This window comes from Microbacterium sp. BR1, from assembly GCF_002812725.1.
Lineage (GTDB): Bacteria > Actinomycetota > Actinomycetes > Actinomycetales > Microbacteriaceae > Microbacterium.
In genome coordinates, this window is record NZ_NMUN01000007.1 from 97,013 (window position 1) to 112,909 (window position 15,897).

Below are 15,897 nucleotides of genomic sequence, written 5' to 3' on the forward strand. Positions count from 1 at the left end.
CGGCCCCCCGTTGCGCCGCCCGCCCCGTCTGCACGATCAGCCCTTCGTCGAGCCCGCCAGCAGGCCTCGCACGAAGAACCTCTGCAACGCGATGAACACGATCAGCGGCACGATGATCGCGATGAACGCTCCCGCGGTCAGCAGGTGCCAGTCCTGTCCGCGGCTACCTGTCATCTCGGCCAGCAGCTTCGTGATCGGAGCGACGTTGCCGTCGGCGAAGATCAACGCCACGAGCAGATCGTTCCACACCCACAAGAACTGGAAGATCCCGATCGAGGCGAGCGCGGGAACCGTCAGCGGCAGGATGATGCGGAAGTAGATCTGTCCGTGCCCCGCGCCGTCGACGCGCGCGGCCTCGATCACGTCGGCGGGAATCTCCGCCGTGAAGTTGTGCAGCAGGAAGATCGCGAGCGGGAGCGCGAAGATCGTGTGCGCGATCCAGACCTGCGTGTACCCGGAGGAACCGATCGCCTCGATCACCGGGAAGCCGAAGATCGTGCCCTGCGAGAACAGCTGCAGGAGCGGGATCAACGCCATCTGGATCGGGACGATCTGGAGCGCGAAGACCAGCACGAAGATCAGGTTCTTGCCCTTGAAGTCCATCCACGCGAAGGCGTAGGCGGCCAGCGAGGCGATGACGATCGGGATGACCGTCGCCGGCAGGGTGATCGCGATGGAGTTGACGAAGGCCCCGGCCATGTCCAGCTGGCTGTTGCCCGTCGTCAGGGCCGTCGAGTAGTTGTCGAGCGTCCATCCCCAGTTCTCGAACACCGTCCACCAACCGGTGGTCTGGATGAGCTCCCGAGGGCGGAACGACGAGATGAACAACCCGAACGTCGGGATCGTCCACATGATCGCGATGACGAGAGCGGCGAGAGTGGCCCAGCGCGACGTGAGCCGCCTCTTCGCCCGCCCGAGCGCCTGACGCTCGGCCTTCTTCTCGCCGCGGCGCAACTCCTTCTTGGTGTCTTCGTCGATGGGAAGATCGACCGGCATGACTGCACTCATCAGCGCACCTCCCTCTGCTTCTGGAGCTGTCTCGCGTTATAGATCACGATCGGCAGGACGAGCACGAACAGCACGACGGCGAACGCGGCGGACCGCCCCGCCTCGAAGCTGCGGAACTGCGTGTACATCTCGTTGGCGATGACCGAGGTGTTGTTCGCGCCGGCGGTCATCGTGCGGACGATGTCGAAGACCTTCAGCGAGGCGATCGAGATCGTCGTCAGCACGACGATGAGCGACGAACGGATGCCGGGAACGATCACGTTGATGAAGCGCTGCCACGCGTTCGTCCCGTCGAGTTCCGCGGCCTCGATCTGTTCGGTCGGCACACCCTTGATGGCGGCCGACAGCACGACCATGGCGAAACCGGTCTGGACCCAGATGAGCACGACGATCAGGAACAGCGTGTTCCAGGGCTCGACCGCGAGGAACGAGATCGGCTCGCCCCCGAACCAGACGATGACCTGGTTCAGGAAGCCGATCTGGTTCTGATCCGACGGACGCGCCGTGTACATGAAGCGCCAGATGATCGACGCGCCTACGAACGAGATCGCCATCGGCAGGAAGACCAGGATCTTGTAGTACTTCTCGCCCCGGGTCTTGTCGATGAAGTACGCGTACGCGAGGCCGGCGATCGTCGAAACGGTCGGCGCGATCAGCACCCACACGATCGTGTTGAGCACGGTGCGGATGCCCTGGGGCTGCGTGAAGATCCAGACGAAGTTGTCGAGGCCGATGAACGCGGTGCCCCGCGAGTTCATGAAGGCCTGGAAGAACGTCTGGATGGTCGGCACGACGAGCCCGATGATGAGCAGCAGGATGGCGGGGCTCAGGAATCCGAACAGCTGGAACAGGTACCCGGCACCCGCGCGGCTGCGGTAGTCCAGCCAGAAGAAGAGCAGACCCAGCACACCGGCGGCGATGATCGCCCACGTGTAGGACTGGAGCGCCCACAAGAGCAGCAGCGGGAAGAGCACGCACGCGGCGAGCCGGAGGATCGTGTAGAGCCGACCCTTGCGCGGGGCGATCTCCACGAAGAACAGGACGATCGCCACCACCGCGACGAACGCGCCGATGATGATCGGGATTTCCAACCACGGCGAGAGCGTGCTCAGCCATTGAAAGAATGCGGACATGGGGTCCTTTCGAGTACGTCACTGGACTCGGGGCTCGGCGCGGGTCGCTCTGCCTGCCCCCAGAGTAGGGAAAGGGGCCGCCCCGCGATAGAGGCGGCCCCCCTTACCTGCCGTGCGTCAGCTCGACGGCCAGCCGGACTCGATCTGCTCGAGCACCGTGGCGGTCGGCGTGCCGTTCACCCAGTCGATCATTCCCTTCCAGAACGTTCCGGCACCCACGCTCGAGGGCATGAGGTCGGATGCGTCGAAGCGGAAGGTCGTCGTCGGATCCTGCAGGATCTCGATCGCCGCCGACAGGATCTCGCTCGACGCGTTCTCCGGGTCGAGACCGTTGTTGGCCGAGATCACGCCACCGAGCGCGACGCGGGAGTTGGCCCACTCGGCGCTCGAGAGGTACTCCTGCACCTTGACGGTCGACTCGCTGTCGTCGAAGGCTCCGACGATCTCGCCACCGCCCGTGACGACCGAGCCCTCGGCTCCGGCCTCGAACGGGGGCATCAGGAAGGCCCAGATGTCGCCGTCCTCGGCGACGGTGCCACCGGCATCCGTGATGAAGCCGTCGTAGAAGGACGCCTGGTGGTGCAGCGCGCACTCGCCGGAAACGAGCGCGTTGGCCGGGTCTCCGAACGGCGTCGTGACGATCGAGGCGACGTCGCCGAAGCCGGCATTGACGTACTGCGGGTTGAGCATGATCTTGCCGACCTCATCGAACGCCGAGGCGATCTGGGGGTCGGTGAACGGGATCTCGTTCGCGACCCACTGGTCGTAGACCTCGGTACCCGATTGGCGCAGGACGACGTCCTCCACCCAGTCGGTGCCGGGCCATCCCGTTGCCGCGTCCGATCCGAACCCAACGCACCACGGCGCCTTGCCGGTCGTCGACTGGATCTGCGCGGTGAGGTCGAGCAGGCCCTGCCAGTCGGTCGGGATCTCCCAGCCGTTCTCGGCGAACATCGACGGTGAGTACCAGATCCAGCCCTTGACGCTGGCCATCAGGGGCGCGCCATAGAGCGTGCCGTCGACCGTGCCGTAGGCGGCCCAGTCCTCGGACCAGTTGTCTTCGACGTTCTTCACGACACCCTCGGGCGCGGGCACCAGATATCCGCGGTTCGCCATGTCGGCGAGAAGGCCCGGCTGCGGGAAGATGGCCAGGTCGGGGGCGTTGCCACCCTGCGCACGGACCGCGATCTGAGCTTCGAACTCCTTCGACGATTCGTACTCGATGTCGATGCCGTTCTCTTCCTCCCAGTCCGCCCAGGATTCTTCGAGCAGTTCGGCTTCGGTGTCGGCGATCGTTCCGTAGATCGTGACGACGTTGTCGTCCTCGCCACCACTTCCGGTCGAGCCGCCGGGACCGCCCGTGCAGCCCGCGAGCGTGAGCCCACCGACCGTCAGCAGCGATCCGAGGACGAGGATCCTGCCCCGTCGCGATGTCTTCATGTGGTCCTCCTCGTTGAGTGCGCGGGTTATCGCGCCGAAGAATCGCCCGGGCCGTGTCCAGCCTTGGAACCGATTCCATGATCACCGTAGAGGACTCTCGAGCGGCCCACAATTGATGCAAAGTCACAACTCGGTAACCGTGAAGAATCTCCTAAAATGCCCCGTGATAGTGTCCCGTTTATCGACGATGCCCACAGCGATGGAGCACATCGCGGTATGGAAACGTTTTCTTCACGACCATCGTGAACCCCTCGCACGGAGCCACATCAAGGGAGATGCGATGAGCGGGATCGCCGAGGTTGCGCGTCGGGCCGGCGTCTCGAAGGCGACGGCGAGCCGCGCCCTGACCGGTCATGGCTATGTCGCGCCCGATACGCGGGCGCGCGTCGAGCAAGCGGCCCACGAGCTCGGCTACGTCGCATCCAGCAGCGCGTCGAGCCTGGTCACCGGGCGCACCCACACCGTTGCCCTCGTCGTGCCACGCGTCGGGCGATGGTATTTCGGCGAGATCATCGAGGGGATCGAACGCTCGCTCATGCAGTTGGGCTACGACCTGACGCTCTACGTGGCCGAGCCCGACTCCCGCGACCGGGATCGTCTGTACCGGCACTTCCTGGCGCGAAAGCGATTCGACGGTGTGATCGCCGTCGCACTCGAACCCGACGACAGCGATCTCGAGCGTCTGGTCGGCTTCGCCAAACCCACCGTGTGCATCGGCAACGAGCTGCCCGGAGTCGTCACCCTGGGCATAGACAACGTCGCGATAGGACGGATGATCACGCAGCATCTGCTGGCTCTCGGCCACACCCGGATAGCGTTCCTCGGTGCCACGCCGAACGACGATCCTCCCGCCCGCGACGTCGATGACCGCGAGTCGGGATACGTGCAGGCGATGCGGGCCGCGAACCTCGAGCCGACGGTCCACGCGGCAGCGCTGACGATCACGGATGGGTACGCGGCCGCGACCCCGGTGCTGGCGGACACCGACTCGCGACCCACGGCGATCGTGGGGGCCTGCGACGAGGTGGCGATCGGCGCGATCATCGCGGCTCAGCGGTTGGGCATCGCCGTCCCCTCGCAGCTGAGCGTCATCGGGGTGGACGGGCACGATTACGCCGAGATGTTCGCCCTCACCACGGTCGAGCAGGACCCCTGCAATCAGGGCGAACGGGCCGTCGCGATGCTCATGTCGATGATCGACGGCGCGCCGGTCGTCGGGCGCACGACGGCACCGGCGCGCATGGTCATGCGGGCATCGACGACCACCCCCGCCCCGACGCCCGCCTGAGTACGGGCGTACGCGGAAGGCCCCGGATGCGGACATCCGGGGCCTTCTGACGGGAGTCGATCTCGGGGCGCTTCGCGCCCGCCGACCGTTCCGAACTACTTGAGGGTGACGGTCGCGCCGGCCTCTTCGAGCGAAGCCTTGGCCTTCTCGGCGGCTTCCTTGGTCGCGCCCTCGAGCACGGCCTTGGGGGCACCGTCGACGACGGCCTTCGCCTCGCCGAGGCCGAGCGAGGTGAGCTCGCGGACGACCTTGATGACCTGGATCTTCTTCTCGCCGGCAGCCTCGAGGACGACGTCGAAGGAATCCTTCTCCTCGACCTCTTCAGCGGCGGCACCCGCGCCACCGGCGGCGGGGCCGGCCACGGCGACCGGAGCGGCGGCGGTGACCTCGAAGGTCTCCTCGAACTTCTTCACGAACTCGCTGAGCTCGATGAGCGTGAGCTCCTTGAACGCGTCGAGCAGCTCCTCGGTGGTGAGCTTTGCCATGATGTTTCTCCTTGTGTTGGTTTTACGTGCTTGCCGCGCCTGACCCGAGGGTTAGGCTGCGGATTCCTGCTTCTCGCGCAGCGCGTCGACCGTGCGAACGGCCTTCGACAGCGGTGCGTTGAACAGATAGGCGGCTCCGAACAGCGAGGCCTTCATCGCGCCGGCGAGCTTCGCCAGCAGGACTTCACGGCTCTCGAGGTCGGCGAGCTTGCCGACCTCTTCCGCAGTCAGGGGGTTACCGTCGAAGTAACCGCCCTTGACGACCAGAAGAGGGTGTGCCTTGGCGAAGTCGCGCAGGCCCTTCGCGACGGCGACCGGGTCGCCGTGCACGAACGCGATGGCGGACGGGCCCTGAAGCTCGTCATCCAGCGAGGAGATCCCGGCCTTGTTGGCCGCGATCTTGGTCAGCGTGTTCTTCACCACGGCGTAGCTGGCGTGCTCACGGATGTTGTTGCGGAGCTGCTTGAGCTCGGCAACCGTGAGCCCGCGGTATTCGGTCAGCAGTACGGCGGTCGAGTCCTCGAAGTTCTTCGTGAGCTCGGCAACCGATGCGTCCTTCTGCGCCATGGCCACTCCTTGTGTGTACGAGGCGCCCCACGATGGCGGGACACCGGCCACAGAAACCGGTTCCGCACATGAAAAAAGCTCCGGCGCAAGCGCACGGAGCTGGACGACCCTCACGGGCTATGTCGTTCGTGTCACCTGCGCGGGCCCCTGCATGTGCAGAGCTTCGATCGTCCTGCGCTCGCGCGCACGCCGATGACCAGCGGTCTGTGGTTACGAACACTCTACGCCACGGGCATCCGTCCCCCAAATCCCGCGCCGCCCATACGCTCCGCCAGTTCTCGCGAACCCGCCGGTTGCCGGCGAGGTCGCCCGTTGTTGCCCGTAGAGAAGGGGTCTTCTCGGCAGCAACAGGCGGTCTTGCCCGTCGTTCCGCGAACCCAGTCCTCGCGCTGCTTTTCTGCGAGAAGCACCTGCTCGATCGATATCCATCCAGAACGATCCGTCTCCCGGTGAGCGAACCGGGACTTGCAGCCTCGGGGTGCGGAATCCGAGGCGCCGAAGCTGCAGCTTCGTGATGCTCTCCAGAGGCAGCTCCGAGCGGCCGTCGATGAGCCCGATCAGCGTGCGCGCGAAGCGGCGGGCTCGACGTGCACCGCGGACGGACGCGGACCGCGTGCCGGGGCCGGGCCCGGCGGGGTGCGGGGTTAGAGTCGAGAGGTGCTTCCCGAACTCGCCGCCCGCATCGTCGCGGACTCTCGCGACCGGGTCGCATGGGTGCGGGCACGTTCGCGCGGCATCACGGCAACGGACGTCGCGAGCCTCACGAGCGAGAACGCGATCGCGAAGGCTGCCGACGCCAAGCTCGTCGGCAGCCGCTTCAGCGGCAACGCCTACACCGACCACGGACGCCGCCGCGAACCCGAGATCGCCGCGTGGGTGGCCGCGACCCATGGAATCCTGCCCTCGTCGGCCCTGTTCCACGCGGTCTCCGAGAAGCGGCACCTCGCGACGCCCGATGGCGTTGCCACGACCCCGAGCGGATCGATCACGCTGGCCGAGATCAAGACGACCAACAAGGCGTGGCGATCCATCCCCCGCTCGTACATGCGTCAGGTGTGGTGGCAGCAGCACGTGCTGGGCGCCGAGCGCACGCTGGTGGCGTGGGAACAGCACGACGGGTTCGTGCCGATCGGCGACGAACCCCGGTGCGCGTGGGTCGACCGCGATGACCGCGAGATCTCGCGACTGATCCGGCTCGCCGACGCGTTGATCGACGAACTGCATCGCCGCACGACGCAACCGCCGACGCGCCCGGCGCGAACGCTCGAGTTCGTGGAAGAGCGGATGCCTCGCGCCGCACGCGAACCGTTCCGCGCGCTTACCCTCGCCGACTAGCGGCCCCTTCGCGGCCAGCGGCGCCTCCCCAGGGCCTGCGATCGCTCCGCTCATGGCTCCCCCGCGTGCGGAGCCGTCACGGCAAACTGGTTGACTTTTATCAATCATCGAATATAGTTGACTTTACTCAACTTTCGCACCACGCTCCGGCGCGGTCGCTCCATCAGAACTCGCTTCCCCAGGAAGGACCCGATGGCCGCCTCTGTCACTGCGCCGACCGACGCCACCACATCCGCACCCATGTCCCGCCGAAAGGTGCTCGAGGCGCTCTCCGGGCTGCTGCTCGGCATGTTCGTCTCGATGCTGGCCGCGACCGTCGTCTCGACATCGCTCCCCGTCATCGTCCACGACCTCGACGGCGACCAGACCGTCTTCACGTGGGTCGTGACGGCGACGCTGCTGACGACGGCGATCTCGACGCCGATCTGGGGCAAGCTCGCCGACCTCTTCGATCGCAAACTGCTGATCCAGCTCGCCCTCGCGCTCTTCGTGCTGGCGACCGCAGCCGCCGGCTTCTCGCAGGACCCCGGCACCCTCATCGCGTTCCGCGCCGTGCAGGGCCTCGGTGCCGGCGGTCTCGCCGCACTCAGTCAGGTGCTCATGGCCGACATCATCAGCCCGCGCGAACGCGGCCGCTACATGGGCCTGTTCGGCGCCGTGATGGCCCTCGCCACGGTCGGCGGGCCGCTGCTCGGTGGATTCATCACCGACGGAATCGGATGGCGGTGGAACTTCTTCGTCGCGATCCCCTTCGCCATCGCCGCGTTCGTGATCCTGCAGCGCACCCTGCACGTCCCCCGCATCCGGCGCGGCAAGGTGAGCATCGACTACGTCGGCATCGTTCTGCTCTCGACCGCGGTCTCGCTCCTGCTGGTCTGGATCACCAACGCCGGCAAGAACTACGACTGGTGGAGCGTCGACACGGCGCTGATGGTCGGCGGGGTCGTCGTCGCCACCGCGCTGTTCATCGTGGTCGAGCTGCGCTCGCGCGAGCCGCTCATCCCGCTCTCGCTGTTCCGCAACCGCACGTTCACGCTCTCGGTCGTCGCATCCATCGCGACCGGGCTGGCGATGTTCGGTGCCGCGGTGTTCCTCGGCCAGTACATGCAGATGTCGCGCGGGGCTACCCCGGCGGAGGCGGGCATCCTGACCGTCCCCATGATGGGCGGACTGCTCGTGACCTCGATCCTGATCGGCCAGCTGATCAGCCGGTTCGGTCATTGGAAGCCGTACATGATCGGCGGCGCCGTGGCGCTCATCGCGGGCTCGGTGCTGCTCTCGACGCTCCACTACGACACCCCCTACCCCCTCGTCGCGCTCTACATGTTCCTGCTCGGCGCCGGCGTCGGCGCCACGATGCAGAACCTCGTGCTCGTGGTGCAGAACACGGCCAAGCCCGAAGAGATGGGCGCCGCGAGTTCGGGCGTCACCTTCTTCCGCAGTCTGGGCGGCACGATCGGCGTTTCCGTGATGGGCGCGGCTCTCGCCGCGAGCGTGACCGACGGGTTCGTGAGGTATCGCGATGCGATCGGCGCCGCGCTCGCCCCGCTCGGCGAACAGGGCCTCGCGGTCGCGGCGCAGCTGAAGACCGGCACCCTTCCGGCCGTGCACACCCTCCCGGACGACGTCCGGGTCATCGTCGAGGACATCTACGCGCAGGGCATCGCGCACTCGTTCCTGTTCGCCGTCCCCCTCGCGATCATCAGCCTCATCGCGATCCTCTTCATGCCGAACCGCCCGCTGACGCGTATGACCACGACCGAGCGGCTGGCCGCGGGCGAGGCGGACCTGGCCATGTTCACCGCGAGCGAGGGCATGGAGTCGATCCCCGCATCGGGAAGCGCATCCGCCGGCCCGGCCGATATCGTGGAGTCGACGGGCACCGAATCACCCACAGCCCCGTCCGATGCGAAGGGCACCGGCGAACGATGACCGATCAACCGCAGTCTGCCTCGAACCCCGACTGGCAGGATGCGGTGCGCGAGCTCGAGTCGGAGTTCGGTGAACTGTCGGCACGGATGCGTCAGGTCATGGCTGCACGCGCCGACCGACTGCAACCCTGCATGCTGCCGGGCACCTACAAGGTCTTCACGACGATCGTCAAGCACGGACCGATCACGCCGTCCGCCCTCGCCGAGACGCTCGTCGCCGACAAGGGGCAGGTCAGCCGCACGGTGCGCGAACTCGAACGCAGCGGTCTGATCGAGCGGACCGCCGATCCGGCCGACGGTCGTTCGGCCCGCCTCACCGCGACACCGAATGGCGTCGAGCGGCTCGCGGCAGCACGGAGCGCCGATCCGCACGCCCTGCAGGATCGGCTCGCGGACTGGGATGTGTCGGACATCCGGACTCTGACCCGCCTGCTCCGCGCGGCGTCGACCCGCGAATCACCGCCCCGCTCCGCGTAGCGGCACGTTAGCACCTGCGTAACACCGTCGAGACAATCCCCGGCTTTACTGGGACGAGTCCGATCCTCTGGGCAATATGCGCTCATGCAGCCATATGGGCAGGCTTGCCGTATGTGCCGTTCGCGCAGAATGGAGCACCGCCATGGCAGTTCGCCCCCCACGACCCGCGGGAGCGCCCGCCGAGGCTCCGAGCGTCCCGGACACGATGCGCGCCGTCGTGTTCGACGAGCCGGGAGACGCCGACTCGCTCCACCTCGCCGAGGTGGCGACCCCGGCTCCCGTGATGAGCGAGTTGCTCGTGCGCGTCGTCGCCGCGGGTGTGAACCCCATCGATGCGAAGACGCGCTCGGGCCGCGGCGTCTCGTGGGCGATCACGTCATACCCCGCGGTTCCCGGTTTCGATTTCAGCGGCGTCGTGGTTCGCGCGCCGTTCGAGACCCATCCTCTCCAGCCCGGCACCCCCGTGTACGGCATGGCGGCCTTTCCGCGCACCCCCGGGAGCTACGCGGAGTATGCGGTCGTTTCGCCGCTCTCCGTCGCCAAGATGCCGACAGGTCTCTCGCACGTCGAGGCAGCGGGTGTGCCGCTCGCCGCACTGACGGCCTGGGGACTGATCGTCGAGACCGCGCACGCACACGAGGGTCAGCGGATCCTCATCCATGCGGGCAGCGGAGGCGTCGGTCACTTCGCCGTGCAGTTCGCCGCGTATTTCGGTGCCCACGTCACGGCCACGGCATCGGGCCGGAACGCCGCGTGGCTGCGCGAGCTCGGAGCATCCGTCGTCATCGACCACACCACGACGAAGTTCGAGGATGTCGTCGCCGATGTCGACGTCGTGATCGATCTGGTGGGTAACACCCTCGACGAAACCGGGAGTCGATCGCTCGGTGTGCTGCGCCGCGGCGGCCTGATCGTCAATGTACCGACGGGAAGCTGGCCGACGTTCGAAGAGGATGCCGCGGAGGCGGACGTGCGCGCATCGACCTACAAGATCATCCCCGACGGGGGCGTGCTCGCGACGATCGCCCGCCTGCTCGCGTCCGGCTCGATACAGGTCTACATCGACCGGGTCTTCGACCTGAAGGACGCCGCGGCCGCCCACCGGGAGATCGAGGACGGGCACACGCGCGGGAAGATCGTGTTGCGCGTGAGCGACGACTGACCGTTCGCCCTCACGCCGGGTCGAGCATCCGCTGCGCCTCGGCGACCACGACGCGCGCGACGCGATCGAGCAGCGATGACCGCAGATCCCACTGCTGCCAGTACAGCGGCACGGCGATGGGATCACCCGCGAGCAGCACGATCTCGCCCCGCTCGATCGGGCCGTCCGCCTGCAGGGGCGGGAGCATGCCCCAGCCGAGCCCCGAACGGACGGCCGTCGCGAAGTCGTGCGACGCGGGAACGAACGTGCGCGGGGGCGCCGCGACGGATGCCCCCCGCGCGCGCAGCCATCGCGACTGCAGGTCATCGCGCCGGTCGTACTCGATGACGGGCGCGGACGAGAGAGCCTCGGGGGTGACACCGTCTGCGAACCAGCGCTCGACGAAGCCCGGCGTCGCGCACGCCCGGTACGACATGACGCCGAGCGGGGTCACCGAGCAGCCGACCACCGCGGCGCTCTGCGAGGTGACCGCCGCCGAGACGGTTCCGTCCGCCAGCAAGCGGGCGGTGTAGTCCTGGTCGTCGCGGTGGAGTTCGATCGCGACGTCCCCATCCGCGACGATGCGCGCCAGCGCGGGGAGAAACCAGGTGGCGAGCGAGTCGGCGTTCACGGCCAGCGCGAGCCGGACGGGCCCCTCGTCGTCGAGTCCGAGGACGCGCAGGGTGTCGTGCTCGAGGAGCGCGAGCTGACGAGCCAGCCGCACGACCGCCTCGCCGGCCTCGGTCGCCCGCAGCGGCTTGGTACGCACGAGCAGGGACCGCCCGATCCGTTCCTCGAGCGCGCGGATCCGCTGACTGACCGCGGATGGCGTGATGTGCAGCGTCCGTGCCGCCGCGTCGAGAGTGCCCGCGTCGATCGCGGCGGCGACGGTGGCGACGAGTTCGAGCGGGAGCTTCATGAAGCAAGGCTAATGGTACACAAGAAACATGAACTGGTCTTATGCCCGCGTGCGCCATAGCGTCGGACCATGCTCGTCTCGGCCGCCGCGGGGCTCGGCCTCGGCTTCTCGCTCATCGTCGCCATCGGCGCGCAGAATCTGTTCGTGCTGCGTCAGGGGATGCGACGCGAGCACGTCGTGCTGGTGGCCGCGATCTGCGCGGCCTCGGACGCCGTCTTGATCGCGTTGGGCGTCTCGGGCATCGGTCTCGCACTGCAAGCCCTCCCCTGGCTCACCGAGATCGTCCGCTGGGCGGGAGCCGCATTCCTCGTGACCTACGGATGCCTCGCCGCACGCCGCGCGTGGCGCCCGAGCGGGGCGGTCTTGACGCCCACCGCGGCGACGGCGACACAGACCGGCGCCATCGCCGTCGCCTCGACCGCGCTCGCCCTCACATGGCTGAATCCCCACGTCTACCTCGACACGGTCTTCCTGCTCGGTTCCATCGCGGCGACGCACGTCAGCCCATGGGCTTTCGCCGCGGGCGCGATCGTCGCCAGCGCGGTCTGGTTCTCGGGCTTGGCGTTCGGCGCCCGCTACCTCGGCCGACTGCTGTCGACCGAACGAGCCTGGCGCATCCTGGACGCGTCGATCGCGGTGGTGATGATCGGGCTCGGGATCAGCCTCGTCGTCTTCCGCTGACGTCCTGCCGGGAACGACGAAGGGCCCCGCCGTTTCCGGCGAGGCCCTTCGTGTACGCAGTGCGTCAGATCGCGTTGACGTCCAGCGGGATGCCGGGGCCGAACGTGGTCGACACGGCACCCTTCTGGATGTAGCGACCCTTCGAGCTGGACGGCTTCAGACGGACGATCTCGTCGAGCGCCGCCTTCAGGTTCTCGTCGAGCTGCTCGGCCGAGAACGACGCCTTGCCGACCACGAAGTGGACGTTGGCGTGCTTGTCGACGCGGAACTCGATCTTTCCGCCCTTGATCTCCTCGACGGCCTTGGCCGGGTTGGGGGTCACGGTGCCGGTCTTCGGGTTCGGCATGAGGCCGCGGGGGCCCAGCACCTTTCCGAGACGTCCGACCTGGCCCATGAGCTCGGGCGTCGAGACGGCGGCATCGAACGACGTGTAGCCGCCCGCGACCTTCTCGATGAGCTCGGCTCCACCGACCTCGTCGGCGCCGGCCGCGAGGGCGGCCTCGGCCGCGGGCCCGGTGGCGAAGACGATGACGCGGGCCGTCTTGCCCGTGCCGTGGGGCAGGATGACGGTGCCGCGCACCATCTGGTCCGCCTTGCGGGGGTCGACGGCGAGCTTCAGCGCGACCTCGACGGTCGAGTCGAACTTCGCCGAGCCGGTCTCCTTCGCGAGGGCGACGGCCTCGGTGGGCGTGTAGAACGTGTCAGCCGCGATCTTCGCGGCGGCGGCCTGGTAGGCCTTGGACTTGGTAGCCATTGTCGTTATCCCCTCAGTCCTCAACCGTGATGCCCATGGAACGGGCGGTGCCGGCGATGATCTTCGAGGCGGCCTCGATGTCGTTCGCGTTCAGGTCGGGCTGCTTGACCTCGGCGATCTCGCGCACCTGAGCCTTGGTGAGCTTGGCCACCTTGGTCGTGTGCGGCGTCGGCGAGCCCTTGGCAACGCCAGCGGCCTTCTTGATGAGCTCGGCTGCCGGCGGCGTCTTCAGGATGAACGTGAAGCTGCGGTCCTCGTAGACGGTGATCTCGACGGGGATGACGTTGCCGCGCTGGGCCTCGGTCGCCGCGTTGTACGCCTTGCAGAACTCCATGATGTTGACGCCGTGCTGACCGAGCGCGGGCCCGATCGGGGGCGCCGGGTTGGCGGCTCCGGCCTTGATCTGGAGCTTGATCAGGCCGGTCACCTTCTTCTTGGGTGCCATTCTTTTTCCTCTCGTCGAACGGATGCGTGCCGCATCCGCTCTCCCGCGTCCGGTCTCTCCGGGGCGGTGGTCTGAATTACTGCTTCGTGACCTGGTCGAACGACAGCTCGACCGGGGTCTCTCGCTCGAAGAGCGATACCAGGACCGTGAGCTTGCCGCTCTCGGGCTTGATCTCGCTGATCGTTCCGGGCAGACCCGCGAACGAGCCTTCCTTGATCGTGATCGTCTCGCCGACCTCGAAGTCGACCTCGGTGACGACGCTGCGCGCCTGCGTCGCCGAACCCTTGCCGCTGCCGGACTTGGTCGTGGCGACTTCCTTGATCTCGACGAGGGACTTCAGCATGTTGAAGGCCTCTTCGAAGCGGAGGGGCGTGGGGTTGTGGGCGTTGCCGACGAAGCCGGTCACGCCGGGCGTGTGGCGCACGACCGACCAGGTGTCTTCGTTCAGGTCCATGCGCACGAGCACGTAACCGGGGATCCGGACGCGCGTGACCATCTTGCGCTGGCCGTTCTTGATCTCGACGACGTCCTCCATCGGGACCTCGATCTGGTAGATCTCGTCCTCGACCTCGAGCGACGACTTGCGCTGCTCGATGTTCGCCTTGACCTTGCGCTCGAACCCGGCGTAGGAGTGGATGACATACCACTTGCCCGGCAGGTAGCGCAGTTCGGCGCGGAACGCCTCGTACGGGTCCTCCTCGACCTCGTCGACGACCGCCTCGGCGTCGGCGACCTCGGCGACGAAGTCCTCGTCGAGCACCGGCGCGTCGGGCTCACCGTTTACGTCGGGGCCGTCGTAGGGGGTGACCTCGTCGGCGTCCGCCGCCTCGCGCTCGGTCTCTTCGTCCTCGAGCGACTCGGTCAGCACCTCGGCGGCCGCTTCGGCCTCGTCGGCCTGGTCGATGTGCAGGGCGTCGTTCACGATGGCGTCGGCCTCCGGGTCGTCGATCTCGATGTCATCCAGTTCCGCGAAATCCTCGTCTTCATCGTCCACGACGTGCAGCGCGGCGTGCTCGGCGGGCTCGACGGAGCGCTCCTCGGCGGCGAGCTGGTCGCCCTCCTGCGCCTCGTCGTCCTCACTGGACTGCTCGGCGGCCGTCGCCCAGTCGGCGTCGTCGGTGAATCTCTCGGTCACTGGATCACTTCCGTTGGTGGCAGCCCGATCCGGGCCACCGATGATTCGGTCTGGGTGCGTCTCGGCGGGGTGTTTCTCACCTATGCGCCGACGAGTTCGCCGGGCACCCCGAAGACGACCGAGGCCATCCAGGAGAAGACGAAGTCGAGGCCGTAGACGATCGCCATCATGACGACGACGAATCCGAGCACCACGGCCGTGAACTTCAACAGTTCCTGGCGCGTCGGCGTGACGACCTTGCGGAGCTCGGCGAATACCTGTCGGATGAACAGGGCGATCCGGGCGAAGAAGCCGGGCTTCTTTCCGCGGTCAGCCTTGCCCGCCGCGACGATCTCGCCGTTCGGCTCGTCTTGGGCCACTGCACTCACCTGAATGTACCTTTCGTGTGTCAGCTCGGGGCTGACGCGCAGGGCGGACAGGAATCGAACCTGCAACCTGCGGTTTTGGAGACCGCTGCTCTGCCAATTGAGCTACCGCCCTAAGGACCGTTTCCGGCCCCGGACCCACACTCTTGCACCGCGCTCACGAAGAGGATTGCGCCCGACCGCGGGCACGGCAAAGAATGCAGATTTCGACTGCATGCCCAGTCTACGTCATGCCCGGGGGAGGTCGCGAATGCCTGCCCCGTCGGTCCGTGCCGTCAGTAGTCCGCCACTCCGTAACGGTCGGGCTCCGGGCCGATCACGAAAGCGCGGCCGGTCATAGAAGTCGGCTCGACACGCACGTAGTTGTACTTGAGGGTCGGGATCCAGGGCCGCAGCGGCAGACCATCGGCCGCCTGCACCTCGGCACTCGTCGCGAGCCGATGGGCGCGACCGCGCACGACGACGCTCCACGCATCCGTTCCCGAGTGGTCGTCGACCTCGAACAGCACCTCGTCGTTCACGGTGAGCTCGAACAGCTTGCTGCCCTCGGCGGTCCGGAACACGATCGTCTCGTCGTCGACCACGTAGTTGACGGGGAAGACATCGAGGACTTCTCCGACGTGCGTGACGAGCCTGCCGAGCTGCTGCGTTCGCAGCCGATCCCAGCATGCTTGTTCGCCCAGGCGATTGACGACCTCGTTCATCTCGTCCATGAGACAGACCTCCTCACACCTATCGTCCCCCCGGATGCCTCGCGCCCGCTACGCGTCACGGCCGTGAAAATGGTCCCTAC

Annotated in this window: 17 protein-coding genes and 1 tRNA gene; 6 read left to right on the forward strand and 12 right to left on the reverse strand. The window is 67.2% G+C overall.

Features of this window, described 5'->3' with window-relative positions; translation table 11 throughout:
• Nucleotides 1-36: 36 nt before the first annotated feature.
• From CGU35_RS12280 to CGU35_RS12290, 3 genes are all read right to left on the reverse strand, one after another.
• Entirely contained in the window at nt 37-1,008 is a 972-nt protein-coding gene (locus CGU35_RS12280; RefSeq protein ID WP_100811878.1) for a carbohydrate ABC transporter permease, read from the reverse strand.
• Complete coding sequence (locus CGU35_RS12285) at nt 1,008-2,141, reverse strand: carbohydrate ABC transporter permease (RefSeq protein WP_100811879.1); 1,134 nt, start codon at nt 2,139-2,141, stop codon at nt 1,008-1,010. Before CGU35_RS12285 ends, CGU35_RS12280 begins: the two co-directional genes overlap by 1 nt.
• Before the next feature lie 117 nt (nt 2,142-2,258).
• On the reverse strand, nt 2,259-3,581 hold the full coding sequence (locus CGU35_RS12290) for an ABC transporter substrate-binding protein (RefSeq protein ID WP_100811880.1): 1,323 nt from the start codon (nt 3,579-3,581) through the stop codon (nt 2,259-2,261).
• A gap of 280 nt (nt 3,582-3,861) precedes the next feature.
• On the opposite strand from CGU35_RS12290, the gene CGU35_RS12295 reads away from it, so the two are divergent.
• Nucleotides 3,862-4,869, forward strand: coding sequence for a LacI family DNA-binding transcriptional regulator (locus tag CGU35_RS12295; protein WP_100811957.1), 1,008 nt, complete (start codon nt 3,862-3,864; stop codon nt 4,867-4,869).
• 95 nt (nt 4,870-4,964) lie between these two features.
• Here the strand turns inward: CGU35_RS12295 and rplL are convergent, their stop codons facing one another.
• Together rplL and rplJ are read right to left on the reverse strand one after the other, a co-directional pair.
• Nucleotides 4,965-5,354 carry a 50S ribosomal protein L7/L12 gene (rplL, locus tag CGU35_RS12300; RefSeq protein ID WP_100811881.1) on the reverse strand — a complete coding sequence of 130 codons (390 nt, stop codon included), beginning with the start codon at nt 5,352-5,354 and terminating at the stop codon, nt 4,965-4,967.
• A 51-nt stretch (nt 5,355-5,405) separates the two neighbouring features.
• The gene (gene rplJ, locus CGU35_RS12305) at nt 5,406-5,921 is read right to left on the reverse strand and encodes a 50S ribosomal protein L10 (RefSeq protein ID WP_100811882.1); all 516 of its coding nucleotides are present in this window, start codon (nt 5,919-5,921) and stop codon (nt 5,406-5,408) included.
• 657 nt (nt 5,922-6,578) lie between these two features.
• Here rplJ and CGU35_RS12310 point away from each other — a divergent pair.
• The 4 genes from CGU35_RS12310 (at nt 6,579) to CGU35_RS12325 (ending at nt 10,826) form a co-directional block, all read left to right on the forward strand.
• Nucleotides 6,579-7,256: a YqaJ viral recombinase family protein gene (locus CGU35_RS12310; RefSeq protein WP_100811883.1), complete on the forward strand. Its 678-nt coding sequence runs from the start codon at nt 6,579-6,581 to the stop codon at nt 7,254-7,256.
• Between the two features lie 192 nt (nt 7,257-7,448).
• Nucleotides 7,449-9,188 carry an MDR family MFS transporter gene (locus CGU35_RS12315; RefSeq protein WP_100811884.1) on the forward strand — a complete coding sequence of 580 codons (1,740 nt, stop codon included), beginning with the start codon at nt 7,449-7,451 and terminating at the stop codon, nt 9,186-9,188.
• Nucleotides 9,185-9,664, forward strand: a complete 480-nt coding sequence (locus CGU35_RS12320; protein WP_100811885.1) for a MarR family winged helix-turn-helix transcriptional regulator — start codon at nt 9,185-9,187, stop codon at nt 9,662-9,664. Before CGU35_RS12315 ends, CGU35_RS12320 begins: the two co-directional genes overlap by 4 nt.
• 142 nt (nt 9,665-9,806) lie before the next feature.
• Nucleotides 9,807-10,826: an NADP-dependent oxidoreductase gene (locus CGU35_RS12325; protein WP_374935749.1), complete on the forward strand. Its 1,020-nt coding sequence runs from the start codon at nt 9,807-9,809 to the stop codon at nt 10,824-10,826.
• A gap of 10 nt (nt 10,827-10,836) precedes the next feature.
• On the opposite strand, the gene CGU35_RS12330 is transcribed toward CGU35_RS12325, so the two are convergent.
• Nucleotides 10,837-11,724 carry a LysR family transcriptional regulator ArgP gene (locus CGU35_RS12330; protein ID WP_100811886.1) on the reverse strand — a complete coding sequence of 296 codons (888 nt, stop codon included), beginning with the start codon at nt 11,722-11,724 and terminating at the stop codon, nt 10,837-10,839.
• 69 nt (nt 11,725-11,793) lie between these two features.
• Between CGU35_RS12330 and CGU35_RS12335 the strand changes: the two genes are divergently transcribed.
• Nucleotides 11,794-12,405: a LysE/ArgO family amino acid transporter gene (locus tag CGU35_RS12335; RefSeq protein WP_100811887.1), complete on the forward strand. Its 612-nt coding sequence runs from the start codon at nt 11,794-11,796 to the stop codon at nt 12,403-12,405.
• A 64-nt stretch (nt 12,406-12,469) separates the two neighbouring features.
• Here the strand turns inward: CGU35_RS12335 and rplA are convergent, their stop codons facing one another.
• The 6 genes from rplA to CGU35_RS12365 form a co-directional block, all read right to left on the reverse strand.
• On the reverse strand, nt 12,470-13,159 hold the full coding sequence (gene rplA / locus CGU35_RS12340; RefSeq protein ID WP_100811888.1) for a 50S ribosomal protein L1: 690 nt from the start codon (nt 13,157-13,159) through the stop codon (nt 12,470-12,472).
• A gap of 13 nt (nt 13,160-13,172) precedes the next feature.
• The gene (gene rplK / locus CGU35_RS12345) at nt 13,173-13,604 is read right to left on the reverse strand and encodes a 50S ribosomal protein L11 (RefSeq protein ID WP_036302113.1); all 432 of its coding nucleotides are present in this window, start codon (nt 13,602-13,604) and stop codon (nt 13,173-13,175) included.
• Between the two features lie 76 nt (nt 13,605-13,680).
• Entirely contained in the window at nt 13,681-14,739 is a 1,059-nt protein-coding gene (gene nusG, locus CGU35_RS12350; protein ID WP_100811889.1) for a transcription termination/antitermination protein NusG, read from the reverse strand.
• Between the two features lie 80 nt (nt 14,740-14,819).
• Nucleotides 14,820-15,098: a preprotein translocase subunit SecE gene (gene secE, locus CGU35_RS12355; RefSeq protein WP_100811890.1), complete on the reverse strand. Its 279-nt coding sequence runs from the start codon at nt 15,096-15,098 to the stop codon at nt 14,820-14,822.
• 48 nt (nt 15,099-15,146) lie between these two features.
• Nucleotides 15,147-15,219, reverse strand: a tRNA-Trp gene (locus CGU35_RS12360).
• A 160-nt stretch (nt 15,220-15,379) separates the two neighbouring features.
• The gene (locus CGU35_RS12365) at nt 15,380-15,817 is read right to left on the reverse strand and encodes a pyridoxamine 5'-phosphate oxidase family protein (protein WP_100811891.1); all 438 of its coding nucleotides are present in this window, start codon (nt 15,815-15,817) and stop codon (nt 15,380-15,382) included.
• Between the last annotated feature and the right edge of the window lie 80 nt (nt 15,818-15,897).

Excerpts from the sequence above, each read along its gene's own strand:
- CGU35_RS12280 (WP_100811878.1), bottom strand. The coding sequence starts at position 1,008 with ATGAGTGCAGTCATGCCGGTCGATCTTCCCATCGACGAAGACACCAAG.
- CGU35_RS12285 (WP_100811879.1), bottom strand. The coding sequence starts at position 2,141 with ATGTCCGCATTCTTTCAATGGCTGAGCACGCTCTCGCCGTGGTTGGAA.
- CGU35_RS12290 (WP_100811880.1), bottom strand. The coding sequence starts at position 3,581 with ATGAAGACATCGCGACGGGGCAGGATCCTCGTCCTCGGATCGCTGCTG.
- CGU35_RS12295 (WP_100811957.1), top strand. The coding sequence starts at position 3,862 with ATGAGCGGGATCGCCGAGGTTGCGCGTCGGGCCGGCGTCTCGAAGGCG.
- rplL (WP_100811881.1), bottom strand. The coding sequence starts at position 5,354 with ATGGCAAAGCTCACCACCGAGGAGCTGCTCGACGCGTTCAAGGAGCTC.
- rplJ (WP_100811882.1), bottom strand. The coding sequence starts at position 5,921 with ATGGCGCAGAAGGACGCATCGGTTGCCGAGCTCACGAAGAACTTCGAG.
- CGU35_RS12315 (WP_100811884.1), top strand. The coding sequence starts at position 7,449 with ATGGCCGCCTCTGTCACTGCGCCGACCGACGCCACCACATCCGCACCC.
- CGU35_RS12320 (WP_100811885.1), top strand. The coding sequence starts at position 9,185 with ATGACCGATCAACCGCAGTCTGCCTCGAACCCCGACTGGCAGGATGCG.
- CGU35_RS12325 (WP_374935749.1), top strand. The coding sequence starts at position 9,807 with ATGGCAGTTCGCCCCCCACGACCCGCGGGAGCGCCCGCCGAGGCTCCG.
- CGU35_RS12330 (WP_100811886.1), bottom strand. The coding sequence starts at position 11,724 with ATGAAGCTCCCGCTCGAACTCGTCGCCACCGTCGCCGCCGCGATCGAC.
- CGU35_RS12335 (WP_100811887.1), top strand. The coding sequence starts at position 11,794 with ATGCTCGTCTCGGCCGCCGCGGGGCTCGGCCTCGGCTTCTCGCTCATC.
- rplA (WP_100811888.1), bottom strand. The coding sequence starts at position 13,159 with ATGGCTACCAAGTCCAAGGCCTACCAGGCCGCCGCCGCGAAGATCGCG.
- rplK (WP_036302113.1), bottom strand. The coding sequence starts at position 13,604 with ATGGCACCCAAGAAGAAGGTGACCGGCCTGATCAAGCTCCAGATCAAG.
- CGU35_RS12365 (WP_100811891.1), bottom strand. The coding sequence starts at position 15,817 with ATGGACGAGATGAACGAGGTCGTCAATCGCCTGGGCGAACAAGCATGC.